Here is a 19,407-nt window from a genome sequence, read left to right on the forward strand (position 1 = left end):
CATGGGCTTCGACCACGACACCACCGTATGGTTCTCGAAGACCTTCGGCCTGTTCTACCTGATGGCGCTGCTGCTGGGCGTCGTCGTCTACGCCTACTGGCCGTCGAACAAGAAGCGGTTCGACCAGGCGGCGCAGTCCATCCTCCATGAGGAGGAACGGCCATGGCGGTAGAGGAACGCGACAAGCATTCCGGCTACATGACCACCGGTCATGTCTGGAACGGCATCAAGGAGCTGAACACGCCGGTGCCGCGGCCCGTATGGCTGTTCCTGATCGGCACGGCGCTGTTCTCATTCGTCTACTGGCTGCTGATGCCGGCATGGCCGGTCGGCGTCACCTACACCAAGGGCCTGCTGGGCATCGACCAGCGCACCACCGTCGCCGAGAACCTGAAGGCGGCGGCGCTGGCGCGGTCCGAATGGACGCAGCGGATCGAAAGCGGCAGCTTCAAGGAGATCCAGGCCGATCCGCACCTGATGACGGCCGTGCGCCAGACCGGCCATCGCCTGTTCGTCGACAATTGCGCCGTCTGCCACGGCACGGACGCCAAGGGCGGCAAGGGCTACCCCAACCTCACCACGACGTCGTGGCTGTGGGGCGGCGAGCCGGAGCAGATCGCCGAGACAATCCGGGTCGGCATCAACTCCGCCCACCCCGACACGCGGGTGTCGCAGATGCCGGCCGTCGGCCGCGACCAGATGATGCCCGGCAAGGACATCCCCAAGGTCGTGCGCTACGTGCTCGGCCTGTCCGACCCGGCCGCGGCCAAGGACATGCCGGCGGGCGAGCGCGAAGCGGCCCGCACGCTGTTCGAGGCCAACTGCGCCGCCTGCCATGGCGAAGACGCCAAGGGCAAGATCGAGATGGGGGCGCCGGACCTGACCGACCGCTTCTGGATCTACGGCGGCGATCAGCAGTCGGTGCTCGCCACCATCTGGGATGGCCGGCAGGGCCACATGCCGACCTGGGAAGCGCGCCTGTCGCCGGTCGAGCGCAAGATCCTGACGCTCTACCTGGTCGACCTGCGCGCGAAGACACCATGAGCGCCCTGCTCACCAGCCTGCGGACGCGGCCGGCCCTGTGGCTGCTGGTCGGCGCGGGCCTGCTGCTGGTGGTGCTGGCCAACGCGCATCTGGTCTATGTGGCGGTGACGTCACAGCCGGACTGCGTCACGCATCTGCGGGCAGGCGAACGGGCAGCCGACCCGGGCCAGTTCCGCGCCGCCAAGTCCTCCTGCTCGCCGCGGTGACGCGCCCCAGGCGCCAAGCGAGGTCGAAGATGGTTACGATTCCGGCCGTTGTTCCGCCCCTCCCGAGGGAAAGGGTCTGGACCCGCAATCTGCCGCCCGCGACGGCGGTCGCCTGGCTTGCCGCAGGCTGGCACGACCTGCTGGTGAAGCCGGCCGCAAGCCTCGCCTACGGGCTCATCGTCTTCCTGGTGTCGATCGGCGTCGTGGCCGGCCTGTTCGCGCTGGGCTGGGACTACATCCTCTTCCCCGCCTTCGCCGGCTTCATGGTGGTCGGCCCCTTGCTGGCCGTCGGCCTCTACGAAAAGAGCCGGCGCATCGCCGCTGGCGAGCCCGTCGGGCTCGCCTCCATGATCTTCGTGCGGCCGCAGTCCGGTGGCCAGCTCCTGTTCACGGGCGTGCTGCTGTGCGGGCTGATGCTGCTGTGGATGCGCGCCGCCGTCATCATCTACGCCCTGTTCTTCGGCCTGCGGCCGTTTCCCGGGCTCGACCACATCACGTCCACGCTGTTCATGACCTCGACCGGCTGGGCGATGCTGCTGGTGGGCGGCGCGATCGGCGGGCTGTTCGCGGCCTTCTCCTTCGCCATCAGCGCCGTCTCGGTGCCGATGCTGCTGAACGAGCGCGTCGATGCCCTGACGGCGATGGGCACCAGCATGGCGCTGGTCTGGAACAACCTGCCGGTGATGCTGGCCTGGGGCACGATCGTGCTGGCGCTATTCCTGATCAGCCTGGTGAGCGGCCTGCTGGGCATGATCGTGGTCTTTCCGCTGCTGGGGCACGGCACCTGGCATGCCTATCGCGCGTTGCGGCCGTGACGCAGGCGCCGGCCGGCACCGCAGGCGAGGAGCTGCTGCTGGCCAGCAGGACGGTCGGCAGCGGGCTGCGCGAGGCCGAGCTGTCGGTGCCCGACATGCATTGCGGCGCCTGCATGCGCCGGATCGAGACCGCGCTGGGGGCGCTGGCGGGCGTCGAGCGGGCGCGCGTCAACCTGTCGACCCGCAGCGTGAGCGTGCGCTGGCAGGCGCGCCGGCGGCCGCCGCCGCTGGTCGAGACCCTGCAGCGCATCGGCTTCGCGGCCCATCTGCGTGACGCCGACAGCGAGGCCAAGGACGGCACCCTGGCCGAGCTGGTGCGGTCGCTCGCCGTGGCCGGCTTCGCGGCCAGCAACATCATGCTGCTGTCGGTCTCGGTCTGGTCCGGCGCCGACCCGCAGACGCGCGACCTGTTCCACGCCGTCTCGGCCGTGATCGCGCTGCCGGCGCTGGCCTATGCCGGCCGCGTCTTCTTCCGCTCGGCCTGGCGCAGCCTGCGCCATGGCCGCACCAACATGGACGTGCCGATCTCGGTCGGCGTGCTGCTCGCCTTCGGCCTGAGCCTCTACGAGACCCTGCATCACGGGCCGCATGCGTATTTCGATGCCGCGGTGACGCTGCTGTTCTTCCTGCTGGTGGGACGCACGCTGGACCACGTGATGCGCGAACGCGCGCGCCAGGCGGTCAAGGGGCTCGCCCGCCTGGCCGCGCGCGGCGCGCGCGTGCGGCGGCCGGACGGCACCGAGGCCTATCTGCCGGTCAACGACATCGCGACCGGGATGACCGTGCTGCTGGCAGCCGGCGAGCGCGTGCCGGTCGACGGCCGCGTCGATGCCGGCACGTCGGATATCGATGCCGCGCTGGTGACGGGCGAAAGCCGGCCGCAGCCGGTGGCCGCGGGTGGCCTGGTGCGCGCCGGCACCCTGAACCTGACCGGCCCGCTGGCGATCGTCGCGACGGCGCCGGCGCGCGAGTCGTTCCTGGCCGAGATGGTGAGCCTGATGCAGGCGGCCGAGGCCAGCCGCTCGGTCTATCGCCGGATCGCCGACCGGGCCGCCAGCCTCTATGCGCCCACCGTCCACCTGACCGCGCTGCTGACCTTCGCCGGCTGGATGATCGCGACGGGCGATGCGCATCGCGCCATCACGATCGCCATCGCCGTGCTGATCATCACCTGTCCCTGCGCGCTGGGCCTGGCCGTGCCCATGGTCCAGGTGGTCGCCGCCGGCCGGCTGTTCGAGAACGGCATCATGGTGAAGGACGGCGCGGCGCTGGAGCGGCTGGCCGAGGTCGACACCGTGGTGTTCGATAAGACCGGCACCCTCACGCTGGGGCAGCCGCGCCTGGTCGACCGCGGCGCGATCGATCCGGCGTCGCTGGCGCTGGCCGCCGCCATCGCCACGCACTCGCGGCACCCCTTCGCCCGGGCCATTGCCGATGCCGCCCGGCAGGACCATCCGTCGATGGCCTTCGATTCCGTGGCCGAGCATGCCGGGCTGGGCCTGGAGGCACGGACCGGCACCGCCGTCTACCGCCTGGGGCGCGCGAGCTGGGCGCTGGCCCCCGACCGCGGAGCTATCGCGTCTGACCCTGCTGTCATCCCGAGCGTAGCGAGGGATCTCCTGCGGCAAGACGCACAGTGCGCCGTTCGCGGGAGATCCCTCGCTGCGCTCGGGATGACAGCAGGAGCCGAGTGGCCTGCCGCATGCGATGGCCCTGCCCCCGACCGCCAGCCGCCTGACGACGACGGCGTCGTGCTGTCGTGCGGAGGCGCGCATCTGGCCACGTTCCAGCTCGAGGACCGCCTGCGCGCCGCTGCGCGCGCCACGATCGAGGCGCTGGCGCGGGACGGCCTGCGGATCGCCGCGGTGTCGGGCGACGCCGAGGCGCCGGTGCAGCGCATCGCGGCCGAGCTCGGCATCGAGGCGGCCGCGCGCGTGCTGCCGCGCGAGAAGGTCCAGCAGGTGGCTGCGCTCACGGCATCCGGCCGCAAGGTGCTGATGGTCGGCGACGGGCTCAACGACGCACCGGCGCTGGCCGCCGCCCATGCCTCGATGGCGCCGGCAACTGCGGCCGATGTCGGCCGCAGCGCTGCCGATTTCGTGTTCCTGCGCGAAAGCCTGGGCGCCGTGGCGCAGGCCATCAGGGTGGCGCGCGACGCGCGGCGGCTGGTGCGGCAGAACTTCGCCTTCGCCGTCGCCTACAACGTCGTGGCGATACCGATCGCCGTCCTGGGCCAGGTGACGCCGCTGGTGGCTGCCGTCGCGATGTCGGCGTCATCGCTCGTGGTCGTCGCCAACGCCCTGCGCCTGCCGGGACGGCGCAAGCCGATGGCGCGCGACGATGCGATCGGCGCCGCGCCGGCGCTTGCGGCGCTGCGGGCCGGACGATGATCGACTTCCTCTATCTCGTCCCCATCTCGCTCGGCCTGGGCGTCATCGGCCTCGTGGCGTTCATGTGGTCGCTGCGCAGCGGCCAGTACGCCGATCTCGACGGCGCCGCCGAGCGCATCCTGTTCGACGACGGGCGCGACGCCCCCGATGCGCCGGCGCGCGCCGAGCCGGACCTGACGGACCGACCTGACGATCGTTGAAGGGTGAGGGACCATGGGACGCTCAAGGCTTCTTGGCGCCAGCGCGCTGATCGGCGCCGGGATGGCGATGCCGGCGGTCGCCGCCGACCCGATCAAGCTGGAGCTGCGCGGCTACTGGAACAGCTACATCACGCTGGGCAAGATCGGCCGCGATGTCAGCGGCACGACGGGCACCAGCTACCGGCCGGAGACCTTCCGCTACGAAGGCGAGATCTGGTTCTCCGGCGAGACCAAGCTCGACAACGGCACTACGGTCGGAATCCGCATCGAGCTGGAAGGATGGTCGAACGGCGGCGGGGCGACGTCGACGAACGACCAGATGGACGAGGAGTATCTTTACGCCTTCGGCCCCTGGGGCCGGATCGAGTTCGGCGCCACCGATGCGGCCTCATACAAGAACCCGAACTCCTCGCCGTCGGTGCTGCCCGGCTGGGGCTTCCAGGACCCGACCTTCTCCAACAAGGGCAGCGGCTTCAACAGCAACAACAGCGGCGGGCGCGATCGCGGCACCAATCCGGGGCTGTCGGCGTCCAACAACAACAACTCGGGTGACGCGGACAAGCTCACCTACTACTCGCCGCGCTTCGCCGGCCTGCAGCTTGCCTTGTCGTACACGCCGTCGTTCGCTACGTCGGCAATCGCCGCGACGTGTCCGTTCCGCGGCGGTGGCGCCAACTTCAGCAATTGTCCGCGCAACAACAACACCTGGCACAACGGCATCGACGTCTCCGCGAACTACGCCAACAAGTTCGGCGACGTGGAGGTGAGGCTGGCCGGCTCCTACATGACCGCCGGCTTCGACCGCGGCACGATCAGCACCGGCCTCGCCGCCACGCCGGTGGCGGCCGACAACGCGTCCGGCCGCTACAAGAGCTGGGCTGGCGGCGCGCAGGTCGGCTTCCACGGCTTCACCCTGGGCGGCGGCCTGGGCCGCGACAACAACGGCCTGCGCCACGACAACGCGACGAGGTGGTATACTGCCGCGATCCGGTACGACAGCGGCCCCTGGATGACCTCCCTGGGCTGGTGGGGCGGCCGCAACAATGACGCCAATGCCGTCGCCGGCACGCAGAACGCGCCGGGCAAGGACAAGATGGACATCATCGAGCTCGGCGTCGCCTACATGCTGTCTCCCGGCATCAGGCTGCTGGGCGGCTTGAACTACGTCATGGGGTCGGGACAGTCCAAGAGCGAGAAAGCCGACGCCTGGGCCATCATCTTCGGCACGGGGCTCACGTTCTGATCGAGCGGCTGTGCACGGGCGTCAATTCGAGCGCAGCGAGGCGATCGTCCGCGGGCCTGCTGCCCTCCCGAGCACAGCCACCCGTCATCCCGAGCGCAGCGAGGGATCTCCCGCGGCAAGACGCAGGGTGCACCATTCGCGGGAGATCCCTCGCTGCGCTCGGGATGACGGGCAGGCGCTCGCGGCGACGACGGCTGGCTTCAGGAGCGGCCGCCGTCGACGGAGAGGATCTGGCCGGTGATCCAGGCGGCCTGGTCGCTGGCCAGGAACAGCACGGCGTTGGCGATGTCGGTGGCCTGACCCAGGCGGCGCGTGTGGATGGCCTCGATCAGGCGCTGCTGGCCTTCGGGGCCATAGGCTTGCCACTGCCGCTCGCTCGACGGGTTGGAGCGCACGAAGCCGGGCGCCACGGCGTTGGTGGTGACGCCGAAGCGCGCCAGGTCCTGCGACAGCTGCCGGGTCAGGCCGACCATGGCATGCTTGGCCGCGGTGTAGGCCTGGATGCCGGTCAGGCTGGGCCGCAGGCCGGCCCCCGAGGCGATGTTGACGATGCGGCCGTAGCCGGCGGCGCGCATCGGCGGCGCGGCGGCCTGCGCCAGCCAGAAGGCGCCATCGACATTGGCCGCGAAGATCGCGCGCCAGTCCTCGGCGCCGACGTCCTCGATCGGCCGCCCGACCTGGCCGCGCACGCCGCCGGCCGAATTGACCAGGATGTCGAGGCGGCCGTCGCCGGCCAGCACGGCATCGACGAGCGCATGGGCGGCGGCACGGTCGCCGATATCGGCGATGTGCGCCGTCATGCCGTGCTGCCGCGCGAAAAGCTGCACGCCGTCGCGATCGATGTCGGCCAGGTGCACGCGCGCGCCGGCCTGGGCAAGGCCCAGCGCGATGGCCTGGCCGATGCCCTGGGCGGCGCCGGTCACGAGCGCGGTGCGGCCGCTGAAGGTGATGTGCATGTGTCGATCAACCGTTGCATGGTGTCGGCGGATTGCGGCCGCCGTCCCTCCTCCACGTCGTGGATCAGGTCGACCAGCGCCCGGATCGCCGGCGTCTCGACGCCGGCCTCGGCGCCGAGACGGGCGATGATGCCGATCTGCGGATCGACCTCGGTCTTGCGCCGGCGCACGGCGAGGTCGCGCCAGATGCCGGAATGGGTCTTGGCCGTGTGGCGGTTGAACTCGGCCAGCGCCGCGATGCTGGTGCGTGATTGCGCTGTGCCTGAACCAGGCGCGAAGGCCGAAGGGTCGAAGCCGTTGAATCCCACGGGGGCGATCCCGCGCGCCGCGGCCACGTGCATGACCTCACGGCCGAGCCGGTCGAAGACGCAAAAGCGCGCCGGGTCGGCGAAGTTGTCGGCCATCGACTCGTTGGTGAGCGCGGTCGCGAACAGCATCGCGCCATAGGCCAGCTTGCCCCAGAGATAGCCCCAGACGTTGTCGGTCAGCACCGCGTCCGGCTCGAACCGCCGCAGCAGCGCATGCATCGAGTGCGTGCGCTCGCGCACGGCGCCGTCGATCTCGCCCACCACCACGGCGCCGCGGTTGCCGAACAGGATGCGTCCTGGCCCCAGCCAGTCGGCGCCGAAATTGACGAAGCAGCCCATGGTGCGGGCGGCGCCGACGCGCCGGGCGATGGCGATCTCGTTCAGGCCGTTCTGCGCCGACAGCACGTAGCCGTCCGGCGCCAGGTGCGGCGCCAGGTCCTCGAGCGCAGCCTCGGTGGCATGCGCCTTCACCGCCAGCACGATGCGCCCGTAGATGCCTTCGAGCGCGTCGGGCGTCACCGCCGGGATGACCTGGGTGAAGGTGTCGACCGGCCCTTCGATGGCGAGGCCGGATGTGCGGCAGGCCTCGACATGCTCGCGCACGACGTCGACCAGCAGCACCGGCACGCCGGCCCGCGCCCAGAAGGCGCCCAGCGTGCCGCCGATCGCGCCGGCGCCCCAGATCAGGATCGGCTCCTGGGCTTGTCGGCTCATGCGCCCCCCATGTCGATGACGTCCTTGTGCGTGGCGACCCTGAGCCTGCCGTCGGCCGCGATCCAGCCCCGCGCCATGCCCAGCGTGTTGAAGGGCATCGCGACATTGCCCGCGGCATCGACCGCGACCAGGCCGGCGCCGATGCGATGCGAGGACAGCATATCGAGCACCAGCGCGTCGGTCGCCTGGCGCAGCGTCTGGCCGGCATAGGACATGCGGGCCACGACATCGTAGGCCGCGACGCGGCGCATGAAGACCTCGCCCTGGCCGGTGCACGACACCGCGCACACGCCGTTGCGGGCATAGGTGCCGGCGCCGATCACGGGCGTGTCGCCGACCCGCCCTGCCGGCTTGTTGTTGAAGCCGCCGGTCGAGGTCGCCGCCGCCAGGCGCCCGTCGCCATCGAGCGCCACGGCGCCGACCGTGCCATGGCGCTCGGCCTCGGAGGCCAGCGCGATGGTGCCGCGCGCGGCACGGGCCTTCAGCGCCGCCAGCGCCTGCACCCGGCGCTCGGTGGTGAAGTAGCCGTTGCCGACGCATGCCAGTCCGTGGGCCTGCGCAAAGGCATCGGCGGCGGCGCCGGCCAGCAGGACACAGTCCGAGCGCTCCATGACGGCGCGCGCCGCGCGCACCGGATTGCGGATGGTGCGCACGGTGCAGACGGCGCCGGCCGCCATGGTGGCGCCGTCCATGATGCTGGCGTCGAGCTCATGCACGGCATCCTCGGTCAGGGCGGCGCCATGGCCGGCATTGAAATGCGGGCTGTCCTCCAGGACGACCACCGCCGCCTCGACGGCATCGAGCGCCGCTCCGCCCGCCGCCAGGATCCGCCACGCCGCGCGCAGCGCGGCGGCCAGGTGCGCCCGGGTCTCGGCCCAGTCGGCCGCGCTCTGCAGATCGGCGGCCAGGGTGCCGCAGCCGCCATGGATGGCGATGACCGGTGAAGGCATGGTGGTTATCTCCCCTCCCCCAACGCAGTCGGGGAGGTGGCCGAAGGCCGGAGGGGGAGCCGACGTGATGCTCCTTACCAAGGCCACGTCGGGTCCCCTCCGCCCCCTCCGGGGGCACCTCCCCACTGCGTGGGGAGGAAGATGGGGTTACTTCGCCGGCCGGATGTTCATGGCCAGGGTGTCCTCGTCGACCCGGGGCGTGACCGTGACCTTGGCCTTCTGCATGGCCCAGGCCGAGCCCACCGAGACCAGCGACAGCCGCGGCCGGTCGGCCGCGACGATCTCGTTGGCACGTTCCAGCAAGGCCCGGCGCCTGGCGTCATCCATCTCGACCGCGGCGTCCTGCAGGACCTTGTCGAGCTCCGGGTTCTTGTAGCCCAGCACGTTGAAGGCGCCCATCCGCTTCTCCTTGTCGTTGGAGTGCGCCACCGACGAGAGCGTGTAGTGCGCCTCACCGGTCAACGTGCCCCAGCCCGACATCGCCATCGAGTAGTCGCCGCGCGTGCGGGCCGGGAAGAACACGGCGCCGGGCTGGGCGTTGGCCTGGGCGTCGATGCCCACCGCCGCCAGCATCTGCGCGATCGAGGTGCCGACCTGGCGGTCGCCCGGCAGCCGGTCGCTGGTGAAGCTCAGCGTCACCTTGAAGCCGTTGGCATAGCCCGCCTCGGCGAGCAATTTCCTGGCGCGGGCCGGGTCGTATTTCGGCTCGGGGACCTTCTTGCTGTAGCCGAAGATGTTGGGCGTCACGAGCTGGTTCTGTGGCTTGCCCAGGCCCTCCATCGCGATCTCGGCCAGCGCCTTGCGGTCGATCGCGATGTCGATCGCCTCCCGCACCTTGGGGTTCTGCAGCGGGTTCTTGTCGAGCGCCGAGCCGTCCTTGGCGGTGACCTGGGCCGGCTTGTCGCGCAGGTCCAGCTCCATGTTGAAGATGTAGACCGTGTCGACCTTCACCACGGCGAGCTTGGAGTCGCGCTCCAGCATCGGCACGTCGGACGCCGGCGCCCGCACGATGAGGTCGACCTGGCCGGCCTTGAGCTGGGCCACGCGCGCGGCGTCGTTGGCGATCTCCTTGCGCACATGGCGCTGCCACGGCTCCTTGGGGCCCCAGTAGCCGTCGAAGCGCTCGAGCACGAGCTGCTCCTTGGGCGTCCAGGAGACGAACTTGTAGGGCCCCGTGCCGATGGCGGCCTTGCCGGAATTGAACGCCTCGTTGGCGGTGTCCCTGGTCAGGCCGGAAGCCGCCTTGTGCGAGACGATGAACAGGCGGATGAAATCGTTGGGCAGGCTGGGCGCCGGCCCGTCGGTGATGATGTGGACGGTGTGCGCATCGATGATCTTCGTCTCCTTCACGCGCCGCACGTAGATCGTGGTCGGGTTGGGGCCGGCCACCACCGGGATGCGCTCGATCGAGAACTTCACGTCCTCGGCCGTGAAGTCGGAGCCGTCGTGGAACTTCACGCCCTGGCGCAGCTTGAACTCCCAGGTCGTGGCATCGATCGCCTTCCAGCTCAGCGCCAGCCGCGGCTCCAGCTGCAGCGCGTCGCCCGACCACACCAGCGTGTCGAACACGTGCTTCAGCGCCTCGGCGTGCGTGCCGGTAGCGGTGAAATGCGGATCGATGGATTCGGGGCCGGCGCGCACGCCGATGGTCAGCGTCTGCGCCAACCCCGGCAGCGGCGCCAGGGCCAGGCTGCCGGCCGCCAGCAGCACGGCGGCAATGTGACGTCCCCAGATCTTCATTGTGCTTCCTCCTGTTCGACTTGCGCCGGCCAGCCCGGCGAATCACTCACCAGATGCGCGAGCAGCTTGGACAGCACCTGCCGCTCGGCCTGCGTCAGCGCGGCGAGCATGCGCCGCTCGCGCTCCAGCATCGCCGGCAAGGTCTCATCGACGATGCGGCGGCCTTCGGCCGCCAGCCGCAGGCCGTAGCGCCGCCGGTCGAGCGGATCGGCGGCCCGGCGGATCAGGCGCCGGCGCAGCAGCTTCTGGATGGCGCGGCTGAGCGTGTTCTTGGGGAAGCCCGAGGACTGGCAGATGTCGTTGGCCGAGATGCCGTCCTTCAGGAACAGCGAATAGAGCACGACATATTCCGGCCGCATCAGGCCGTAGCGCCGCTCGATCCAGCCATAGACCGGCGTGTTGAACTGCAGGCCCAGGTAGTTGATGCGGAAGGAGAACCAGCATGGGTTCTCCCACAGCTTCACGGCGATGACGGGATGCAGCTCAGGCGCCTGGGGCCCGGGAAAGCGGGCGATGGTGCCGGAAGATTTGCGTTGCGGGCCTGCCGCCATGCCGCCCATCCAATTAGTTCCATATGGAACTTGACGATACTTGCAGCCCTTGGTCAAGTGGTCCGGCCGGAACCGGAAGCAGGCCCATGAAGATCGCCGACATGAACTGGATGCAGGTCGAGGCCCGCGTGGCGGACGACGACCGCTGCGTGCTGCCGATCGGCAGCGTCGAGCAGCACGCCTATCTCAGCCTGTGCGTCGACATGATCCTGTCGGAGAAGGTGGCGGTCGATGCCGCCGCGCCGCTGGGCGTGCCGGTCTACCCGGCGGTGCCGTTCGGGCTCACGCCCTACTTCGCCGATTTCCCGGGCACCGTGACGCTGCGGCTGTCGACCTATGTGGCCCTGATCGAGGACATCCTGGAGAGCCTGTATCGCACCGGGTTCCGCCGCATCGTGGTGGTGAACGGCCATGGCGGCAACGGCCCGATCCAGGGGCTGTTCAAGGAATGGGTGGCGCGGCGGCAGGATGCGCGCATCAAGTTCCACGAATGGTGGAAGGCGCCGCGGACATGGGCCAGGACGATGGCCATCGACCCGGCGGCATCGCATGCGAGCTGGATGGAGAGCTTCCCCTGGACGCGCGTCGCCGGCGCGGTGGCGCCCGACGCCGCCAAGCCGCAGGTCGACATGGCGCGGCTGCAGACCGCCAACCCGGCCGAGGTGCGCGCCATCATCGGCGACGGCAACTTCCACGGCCGCTACCAGCGGCCCGACAGCGACATGCTGGCGCTGTGGCAGGTCGCCGTCGAGGAGACACGGGCGGTGATCGAGACGGGTTGGCCTTAGGGCATGCCCGGCGTGATCCTTTCGGACCGCGCGCGTCCACGCGCGCTCATGATCCGGCGCTGGCGCGCCGGTGCGCGCGCGGGCGCGCGCGGTCCCAGAAGTTGACGGACCCATGCTCGGCTTCCTGATCCAGCGCTTCCTGCAGGCGATCGTGGTGCTGGTGGTGATCGCGGCGCTGGTGTTCCTCGGCGTGTTCGCGATCGGCAATCCCATCGACGTGCTGATCTCGCCCGACGCCACGCAGCAGATCCGGCTCGACACCATCGCCCGCTACGGGCTCGACCAGCCGCTGTGGCAGCAATACCTCGCCTTCCTCGGCCGCCTGGCGCAGGGTGATCTCGGCCGCTCCTTCGTGTTCAACATGCCGGTGCTCGACCTCGTCCTGTCGCGGCTGCCGGCGACGCTGGAGCTGACCCTGGCGGCGGTGGCCGGGGCGACGCTGCTGGGCGTGCCGCTGGGCATGTTCGCGGGCTACCGCCCGCACAGCAAGGTGGCGAAGCTGCTGATGGGCCTGTCGATCCTGGGCTTCTCGGTGCCGACATTCTGGATCGGCCTGGTGCTGATCCTGGTGTTCGCGGTGTCGCTGGGCTGGCTGCCGGCCGGCGGACGCGGCGAGACGGTCACGGTGCTGGGCGTCGAATGGAGCTTCCTGACCCTGGATGGCCTGAAGCACCTGCTGCTGCCGGCCGTCAACCTGTCGCTCTTCAAGCTGGCGATGATGATGCGGCTGGCGCGTGCCGGCACGCGCGAGATCGTGCTCACCGACACGGTGAAGTTCGCGCGCGCCTCGGGCCAGTCGGAGTGGACGATCCTGCGGCACCACGTGCTGCCGCTGATATCGATCCCGATCGTCACGGTCTTCGGCCTGGAGTTCGGCTCGACCCTGGCTTTCGCGGTGGTGACGGAGACGATCTTCTCCTGGCCCGGGCTGGGCAAGCTGATCATCGAGTCGATCCAGAGCCTCGACCGGCCGGTGATGGTGGCCTACCTGATGCTGGTGGCCTGCCTGTTCATCGTCATCAACTTCCTGATCGACCTCGCCTATGCGGCGCTGGATCCGCGCATCCGGGCGCGGCGCTGAGCATGGACGCCGACGCGCCCTTCCTGCGCTTCTGGGCGGCGTTCCGCGAGAACCGCATCGCGCTGGTGGCGCTTGCCGTCATCGTCGCGATCGCGCTGCTGGCCGTGCTGGCGCCGTTGATCGCGCCGCAGGACCCCTATGACCTGGGCCGGCTGGTGCTGAGCGATGCCCGCCGCCCGCCCGGCCATGTCGGCAGCGGCGGCTATGTCCACTGGCTGGGCACCGACGCGCAGGGCCGCGACCTCTTCTCGGCGATCCTCTACGGCCTGCGCATCTCGGTGCTGATCGGCGTCGCCGCCGGCATCGTCGCCTTCGTGATCGGCGCCACGATGGGCGCCACGGCGGCCTTCGCCGGCGGCCGCAGCGAGATGCTGATCATGCGCTTCGTCGACCTGCAGCTGTCGCTCCCCGCCATCCTGCTGGCGCTGGTGCTGGCGGCCGTGCTGGGCCAGGGACGCCTGCAGATGATCGCGGCGCTGGTGGCGGCGCAATACGCCTATTTCGCGCGCACCGCGCACGGCGCCGCCGCCACAGAGCGCGCCAAGGACTATGTCGAGGCGGCGCTGTCGACGCCGCTGCCGGCGCGCACGGTGCTGTTCCGGCACATCCTGCCCAACTGCCTGCCGCCGCTGATCGTGGTGGCCACGGTGCAGGTGGCCAACGCCATCGCGCTGGAGGCGACGCTGTCGTTCCTCGGCGTCGGCCTGCCGGTGACCGAGCCGTCGCTGGGCATGCTGATCGCCAACGGCTTCCAGTACCTGCTGTCGGGCCGCTACTGGATCTCGATCTATCCCGGCGTCGCGCTGATCATCCTGATCGTCGCCATCAACCTGGTGGGCGACCAGGTCCGCGACCAGCTCAACCCGCGGCTCAAGCGATGAAAGCGACCATGTCATCCCGAGCGCAGCGAGGGATCTCCTGCGGCAAGAGGCTCCGCTTCCGGGAGATCCCTCGCTGCGCTCGGGATGACGGGCTGGTCGAGCCATGAGCGCGCCGCTTCTGGCCGTGCGCGACCTGGCGACGCACTTCTTCGCGCGCAATGCGGTGCTGAAGGCGGTGGACGGCGTGTCCTTCACGCTCGATGCCGGCGAGATCCTGGGCCTGGTCGGTGAATCCGGATCGGGCAAGAGCGTCACCGGCTATTCCCTGCTCGGCCTGATCGATCCGCCGGGCCGCATCGTGGCCGGCTCGGTGAAGCTGCAGGGCCGCGAGCTGGTGGGCCTGCCCACCGCCGAGCTGCGTGCCCTGCGCGGCCGGCGCCTGGCGATGGTGTTCCAGGACCCGATGACGACGCTGAATCCGGTCCTCACCATCGCGGCGCAGATCCGGCTCGCGATCGCCGCGCATGAGCGGGTGTCGGCGCGCGCCGGCCGCGCCCGCGCCGCCGAGGTGCTGACGCGTGTCGGCATCCCCGACGCGGCGCGGCGGCTGGACGCCTATCCGCACCAGTTCTCCGGCGGCATGCGCCAGCGCGTGGCGATCGCCGTGGCGCTGCTGAACCGGCCCGACGTGATCATCGCCGACGAGCCCACGACGGCGCTCGACGTCTCGATCCAGGCCCAGATCCTGACCGAGATGAAGGCGCTGGTCAGCGAGCTGGGCACGGCGCTGATCTGGATCAGCCATGACCTCGCCGTGGTGTCGGCGCTGGCCAGCCGCATCCTGGTGATGTACGCCGGCCGCATCGTCGAGCAGGGCCCGACCGCTTCAGTGCTGCGCGCGCCGCGCCATCCCTACACCAGCGGGCTGCTCGATTCGCTGCCGGCACGCGCCGAGCCGGGCGCGATGCTGCGCCAGATTCCCGGACTGCCGCCGACACTCGCGGCGCTGCCGCCCGGCTGCGCCTTCCAGCCGCGCTGCCCGCGCGCCGATTCGCTCTGCGGGATGGCGCCGCAAGTCACGCTGACAGGTGTGCGCGGCTGGCGTTGCCATCATCCGCTGGATGGCGGCCCGCCATGACCGGTGCAGCCGGCCCGCCCTTCATCGCCGTCACGTCGGTCAGCAAGCACTTCGATCCGCAGCTGTCGCTGGGCGAGCGCATCGCCGGCGCGCTGGGCGGTGCTGTCGAGACGCGCGCGGTGCGGGCGGTGCAGGATGTCTCGCTGCAGCTGGCGCGCGGCGAGGTGCTGGGCCTGGTGGGCGAATCGGGCTGCGGCAAGAGCACGCTGGGCCGCATGATCGCCGGCATCCTGCCGCCGACAACGGGCTCCGTGACGATCGACGGCGCGCCTGTCATGAGCGGCGGGCGCCACCCGCGCAAGCGCACGACCCGGGTGCAGATGATCTTCCAGGATCCCTATGCCTCGCTCGATCCGCGCATGCGCATCGGCGACGCCCTGGCCGAGGGCCCTGTCGCGCATCGGCTGTCAGCGCGCGCCGACGCCGCCGCCTATGTCGCCGCGTGGCTGCGGAAGGTCGGGCTCGACCCCGATGCGGCGCAGCGCTACCCGCACCAGTTCTCGGGCGGCCAGCGCCAGCGCATCGCCATCGCCCGGGCGCTGGCCATGCGGCCCGACGTGCTGGTCTGCGACGAGCCGGTGGCCTCGCTCGACGTGTCGATCCAGGCGCAGGTGCTGAACCTGTTCCTCGAGCTGCGGCGCGCGCTGTCGCTCACCATGGTGTTCATCAGCCATCATCTGGGCGTGGTGCGCCATGTATCGGACCGGGTCGCGATCATGTATCTGGGCGGCATCGTCGAGATCGGACCGGCGGCCTCGATCTACGACGACCCGCAGCACCCCTACACCCGGGCGCTGCTGGCGAGCGTGCCGCAGCTCGCGCTGCAGGGCGATGTGGTGGCGACGTTCACGCCGATCGCGGGCGAGCTGCCCTCGCCGCTGGCGCCGCCGCCGGGCTGCCCTTTCCACCAGCGCTGCCCGCTGGCCGAGCCGCGCTGCCGCGACCAGGTGCCCGAGATGCGCCCGGTCGGGCCGCAGCACGCCGCGGCGTGCCACGTGCTGCAACCGGGTTAAGCAGCGCCGCTCGGAGCGCGGGCCTCTGGCCCGCTCTTGTGTCGGCGCTACGCGCCGATGCGGGCGGGACGCCCGCGCTCCGAGGGAATGTCTGCGATCACGCCATCGCCGGGGCGCGGGAGAAGCGGCGGATCTGCAGCACGGTGACCACGTTCAGCAGGTAGATCACGAAGGCGCCCCAGAAGATGGCGTGCGGCAGGTGGTGGTCCATCAGCCAGCCGAACACCGGCGGCCCGACCATCGAGCCGATGTCGAGGCCGGAATAGACGAAGCCGAACACCTTGCCCGAGGCGCCCGGCGGCGTGGCGCCGCGCACGATCATGTCGCGCGACGGGCCGGTGAGGCCGCCAGCGAAGCCGCTCAGCGCCATCAGCGGCAGCACCAGCCACACCGGCACCGCGCCGGTCGCGATCAGCGCCGTGAGCGCGCCGGCCACGAACAGCCCGATCGCCGCCACCGTGTCGTGGCGCGTGGCGCGGTCGGCGATCCAGCCGCCGAACACCACGCCGACAGCCGAGCCCAGCAGCAATGCGGTGAGCGCGGCGGCGGCCGCCTCCAGGCCGATCGGAAACATCTCGCGCAGCGCTGGCACGGCGAACTGCTGGATGCCGACCACCGTGATGGCGATGAAGGCGAAATACAGCATGCAGATCAGGATCGGTGCCGTCAGCAGCGACGCCATCTCGAAGCGCGGCGCAGCCCGCTGGTCGCCGCGCGCCAGGCGGTGATCGACCATCACGCTGCCCTGGCTGGCCACCGCCAGTGCAAGCAGGAACCCGGCCGCCGCCGCGATCAGGGCGGTCACGTGCCAGCCCACTGCTTGCGCGAGGAAGTAGATCACCGGCGCCGCCGGCACCCAGCCCAGGGTGCCGCCCAGGCCGTGCGCGCTATAGGCGCGCCCCAGCCGGCTGGCGTTCACCGAAGCGTTGAGGATGGCAAAGTCGGCGGGGTGGAAGACACAGTTGCCGATGCCGGCCAGCGCCACGATGGGCACCAGCGACCAGAAGCCCGAGGCGACGCCGGCGATGAGGACGAAGGCGCTGGCGGTCGCGAGCAAGCCGAAGGCCAGCACCGGACGGGCGCCGAAGCGATCGACAGCAAAGCCGGCCACGGTCTGCATCAGCCCGGAGACGCCGTAGAACACCGCGCCCAGCGCGCCGACCTGGGCATAGCTCATGCCGAAATCCGGCATCACGACGATCAGCAGCGTCGCCAGCGCGAGCTGATAGAAATGACTTAAGCCGTGGGCGATGCCGATGATGCCGATGACGCGTGCATCGCGCGCGAACGACTGAGACACCGCGACCGACATGGCAACTCCACCAAAGCGGGCACGCCGCGCACAGCCGCGCGGCGTGTCCCGAACTCTACGCCATGGCAGCCGCAGCGGCGAGCGCCGCGGCTGGCATGCATGGCAGGTTTGCCGCCGACAGCCGGTTCCGGCGTGGAACAGCCTCCGGCGCGCAAGGCCTTTTCAGAGCTTGTAGCCCAGCGAACGCAGCCTGCGTTCCAGCACGGCGAGGCCAGCCTGCGTGTTGCCACGGCGGCAATCCTCCACCGCCGTGCGCGCTTCGAGCGCACTGGCCACGCTGCCCTGGCGGCTTTCGCCACCGGTGTTGCTGTAACGCTCGTACGTTGCGTAGTAGCGCTCGCAACGCGCCAGGTCCTCGGCGGGCGTCTGCGCAATGGCCGGCATGCCGACCATCAACACCATGGCGGCAAGAACGATCGTGGCTGGCTTCATGGGTGGTGCTCTGGGATCCTCGGGTCCCTGCTCATATAGGCGCGCCGGCCGGGATGACAACTTGCGCGTGCGGCACGAACATGGTCGCAAGCTGTCATCCCGAGCGCAGCGAGGGATCTCCTGCGAGCGACGCGCGGTGCTCGATTCGCGGGAGATCCCTCGCTGCGCTCGGGATGACGGCGCGCCCTACGCCGGCGGCACGTTGAAGCCGGTCTTGCGGATCGCCTCTTCCAGCAGGCCGACGCCGCGCACGAAATCACCCTTGCGGCATGCGTCGTATCCCAGCTCGCGCTCGATGCGCCCGACCGGCATGCGGCCTTCGCTGACGCGGCTGCCGCCGTAGCGGTCGAAATAGGCGGCGAGCTGATCGCAGCGTTTCATGTCCTGCGCCTGGGCGATCGCCGGACCGAACGCGATCGCCGCCGCCAGCACCGCCCAAGCCCGATCGCGCGCCATGTCTTCCTCCGGTGCCCCCAACGGCCATGTCCGCCTTAATGGGCGCGGCGCCGCATATCCAATCGCTTTCCTTCAACTCTGCGTCACGCGCTGCGCGGCCCTCGTCGCGCGCAAAGCGCTGGACCTTGCGCGCAGCGTCCGACCATCATGATGCCGCAACCTGCGACGGAGGGAATGGGATGAAGCGCTGGACACGGCGGCCGGAAGGTTCGACCTGGGGCGATTGGGGCGAGGACGATCAGCTGGGGCGGCTCAACCTGCTGACACCGCAGAAGATCCTGCAAGGCATCGCCGAGGTGAAGGAAGGGCGCACCTTCTGCCTGAGCCTGCCGCTGGACCTGCCCGGCGGCAACGTGCTCAACCCGCGCCGCCTGCCGCCGGTGCTGTCCCCGACCGGGGATCCGAACGGCTGGCGCTTCAACTTCCTCACCGGCAAGCTCGACCCGCGCCATCTCGACGTCGTGTCCGACGACCGCGTGATGCTGACGCTGCAGTACTCGACGCAGTGGGACACTCTGGCGCATGTCGGCAGCCTGTTCGACGTCGACGGCAGCGGCACGCCGGTGCCGGTCTACTACAACGGCTATCGCGCCGGCACCGACATCGTCGGCCCGCAGCCCGATGCCGGCGCCGATGGCTGCGGCCATCTCTGCTATGCCCACAAGCTCGGCGTCGAGAACATGGCCGAGAAGCCGATCCAGGGCCGCGCCGTGCTGGTCGACCTCGAGAAGCATCTCGGCCGCGGCCACACCTTCGTCGACTACGACCAGCTCATGCGCATCATGGCGGCCGACGATGTCGTCGTCGAACCGGGCGACATGCTGCTGTTGCATACCGGCTTCGCCACCATGCTGGTCGAGATGGGCGGCAAGCCCGACCCGCAGAAAGTGCATGCGATGTGCGCCGTCCTCGACGGCCGCGACCAGCGCCTGCTGCAATGGATCACCGACAGCCAGATCGCGTCGCTGATCGCCGACAACTACGGCGTCGAGGCGGTGCCGGCCCGGGATGCCGGCACCGGCGAGCAGCCGATGCTGCCGATCCACCACCACTGCCTGTTCAAGCTCGGCATCAATCTGGGCGAGATGTGGTATTTGCACGAGCTGGCACTTTGGCTGCGCGCCAACAAGCGCTCGCGCTTCCTGCTGACGGCGCCGCCGCTGCGCCTGCCGGGCGCGGTCGGCTCCCCCGCCAACGCCATCGCCACGGTGTGAGCGTTCTTTTGGACCGCGGGCGTCTGCGCCCGCAT

General features: G+C 70.3%; 21 protein-coding genes. 13 read left to right on the forward strand and 8 right to left on the reverse strand.

Going from position 1 to position 19,407, the window contains the following annotated elements:
* Position 1: 1 nt before the first annotated feature.
* From FHP25_RS00710 to FHP25_RS00740, 7 genes are read left to right on the forward strand one after another with little or no spacing between them, the layout of a single operon-like run.
* On the forward strand, positions 2-172 hold the full coding sequence (locus FHP25_RS00710; RefSeq protein ID WP_147844957.1) for a cbb3-type cytochrome oxidase subunit 3: 171 nt from the start codon (positions 2-4) through the stop codon (positions 170-172).
* Positions 163-1,044, forward strand: coding sequence for a cytochrome-c oxidase, cbb3-type subunit III (gene ccoP / locus FHP25_RS00715; RefSeq protein ID WP_147844958.1), 882 nt, complete (start codon positions 163-165; stop codon positions 1,042-1,044). Before FHP25_RS00710 ends, ccoP begins: the two co-directional genes overlap by 10 nt.
* Positions 1,041-1,250 (forward strand): hypothetical protein, encoded by a 210-nt coding sequence (locus FHP25_RS00720; protein ID WP_147844959.1) that lies wholly within the window; start codon positions 1,041-1,043, stop codon positions 1,248-1,250. The genes ccoP and FHP25_RS00720 overlap by 4 nt, the downstream gene beginning before the upstream one ends.
* Positions 1,251-1,279: 29 nt before the next feature.
* A complete protein-coding gene (locus FHP25_RS00725; RefSeq protein ID WP_147844960.1) occupies positions 1,280-2,065 on the forward strand; it encodes a DUF2189 domain-containing protein in 786 nt (261 codons plus the stop codon).
* Positions 2,035-4,455: a heavy metal translocating P-type ATPase gene (locus tag FHP25_RS00730; protein WP_408068513.1), complete on the forward strand. Its 2,421-nt coding sequence runs from the start codon at positions 2,035-2,037 to the stop codon at positions 4,453-4,455. Before FHP25_RS00725 ends, FHP25_RS00730 begins: the two co-directional genes overlap by 31 nt.
* On the forward strand, positions 4,452-4,655 hold the full coding sequence (gene ccoS, locus FHP25_RS00735; protein ID WP_147844961.1) for a cbb3-type cytochrome oxidase assembly protein CcoS: 204 nt from the start codon (positions 4,452-4,454) through the stop codon (positions 4,653-4,655). Before FHP25_RS00730 ends, ccoS begins: the two co-directional genes overlap by 4 nt.
* 13 nt (positions 4,656-4,668) lie before the next feature.
* Entirely contained in the window at positions 4,669-5,898 is a 1,230-nt protein-coding gene (locus FHP25_RS00740; protein ID WP_147844962.1) for a porin, read from the forward strand.
* 200 nt (positions 5,899-6,098) lie between these two features.
* Here the strand turns inward: FHP25_RS00740 and FHP25_RS00745 are convergent, their stop codons facing one another.
* The 5 genes from FHP25_RS00745 to FHP25_RS00765 all read right to left on the reverse strand — a co-directional run bounded on the left by FHP25_RS00745 (position 6,099) and on the right by FHP25_RS00765 (position 11,117).
* Positions 6,099-6,854, reverse strand: coding sequence for an SDR family NAD(P)-dependent oxidoreductase (locus FHP25_RS00745; RefSeq protein ID WP_147844963.1), 756 nt, complete (start codon positions 6,852-6,854; stop codon positions 6,099-6,101).
* Positions 6,818-7,876 carry a ketopantoate reductase family protein gene (locus FHP25_RS00750; RefSeq protein WP_147844964.1) on the reverse strand — a complete coding sequence of 353 codons (1,059 nt, stop codon included), beginning with the start codon at positions 7,874-7,876 and terminating at the stop codon, positions 6,818-6,820. The genes FHP25_RS00745 and FHP25_RS00750 overlap by 37 nt, the downstream gene beginning before the upstream one ends.
* Positions 7,873-8,826 carry an isoaspartyl peptidase/L-asparaginase family protein gene (locus tag FHP25_RS00755; protein WP_147844965.1) on the reverse strand — a complete coding sequence of 318 codons (954 nt, stop codon included), beginning with the start codon at positions 8,824-8,826 and terminating at the stop codon, positions 7,873-7,875. Before FHP25_RS00755 ends, FHP25_RS00750 begins: the two co-directional genes overlap by 4 nt.
* A gap of 147 nt (positions 8,827-8,973) precedes the next feature.
* On the reverse strand, positions 8,974-10,566 hold the full coding sequence (locus FHP25_RS00760; protein ID WP_147844966.1) for an ABC transporter substrate-binding protein: 1,593 nt from the start codon (positions 10,564-10,566) through the stop codon (positions 8,974-8,976).
* Complete coding sequence (locus tag FHP25_RS00765; RefSeq protein WP_147844967.1) at positions 10,563-11,117, reverse strand: MarR family winged helix-turn-helix transcriptional regulator; 555 nt, start codon at positions 11,115-11,117, stop codon at positions 10,563-10,565. The genes FHP25_RS00760 and FHP25_RS00765 overlap by 4 nt, the downstream gene beginning before the upstream one ends.
* Positions 11,118-11,203: 86 nt before the next feature.
* Here FHP25_RS00765 and FHP25_RS00770 point away from each other — a divergent pair, with 86 nt between their 5' ends.
* From FHP25_RS00770 to FHP25_RS00790, 5 genes are all read left to right on the forward strand, one after another.
* Positions 11,204-11,905 carry a creatininase family protein gene (locus tag FHP25_RS00770; RefSeq protein WP_147844968.1) on the forward strand — a complete coding sequence of 234 codons (702 nt, stop codon included), beginning with the start codon at positions 11,204-11,206 and terminating at the stop codon, positions 11,903-11,905.
* Between the two features lie 112 nt (positions 11,906-12,017).
* Entirely contained in the window at positions 12,018-12,986 is a 969-nt protein-coding gene (locus tag FHP25_RS00775; protein ID WP_147844969.1) for an ABC transporter permease, read from the forward strand.
* 2 nt (positions 12,987-12,988) lie between these two features.
* Entirely contained in the window at positions 12,989-13,867 is an 879-nt protein-coding gene (locus FHP25_RS00780; protein ID WP_147844970.1) for an ABC transporter permease, read from the forward strand.
* 103 nt (positions 13,868-13,970) lie between these two features.
* Entirely contained in the window at positions 13,971-14,945 is a 975-nt protein-coding gene (locus FHP25_RS00785) for an ABC transporter ATP-binding protein (protein WP_147844971.1), read from the forward strand.
* Entirely contained in the window at positions 14,942-15,958 is a 1,017-nt protein-coding gene (locus tag FHP25_RS00790; RefSeq protein WP_147844972.1) for an ABC transporter ATP-binding protein, read from the forward strand. The genes FHP25_RS00785 and FHP25_RS00790 overlap by 4 nt, the downstream gene beginning before the upstream one ends.
* A 97-nt stretch (positions 15,959-16,055) precedes the next feature.
* Here FHP25_RS00790 and FHP25_RS00795 read toward each other — a convergent pair whose 3' ends face one another.
* The 3 genes from FHP25_RS00795 to FHP25_RS00805 form a co-directional block, all read right to left on the reverse strand.
* Entirely contained in the window at positions 16,056-17,270 is a 1,215-nt protein-coding gene (locus FHP25_RS00795) for an MFS transporter (RefSeq protein ID WP_147844973.1), read from the reverse strand.
* A gap of 162 nt (positions 17,271-17,432) precedes the next feature.
* The gene (locus tag FHP25_RS00800; protein ID WP_147844974.1) at positions 17,433-17,702 is read right to left on the reverse strand and encodes a hypothetical protein; all 270 of its coding nucleotides are present in this window, start codon (positions 17,700-17,702) and stop codon (positions 17,433-17,435) included.
* A 186-nt stretch (positions 17,703-17,888) separates the two neighbouring features.
* On the reverse strand, positions 17,889-18,158 hold the full coding sequence (locus FHP25_RS00805) for a hypothetical protein (RefSeq protein WP_147844975.1): 270 nt from the start codon (positions 18,156-18,158) through the stop codon (positions 17,889-17,891).
* A gap of 179 nt (positions 18,159-18,337) precedes the next feature.
* Here FHP25_RS00805 and FHP25_RS00810 point away from each other — a divergent pair, with 179 nt between their 5' ends.
* Positions 18,338-19,372, forward strand: coding sequence for a cyclase family protein (locus tag FHP25_RS00810; protein WP_147844976.1), 1,035 nt, complete (start codon positions 18,338-18,340; stop codon positions 19,370-19,372).
* The last annotated feature ends 35 nt before the right edge of the window (positions 19,373-19,407 follow it).

Origin of the sequence: Vineibacter terrae, assembly GCF_008039615.1 — a bacterium.
Taxonomy (GTDB): Bacteria; Pseudomonadota; Alphaproteobacteria; order Reyranellales; family Reyranellaceae; genus Vineibacter; species Vineibacter terrae.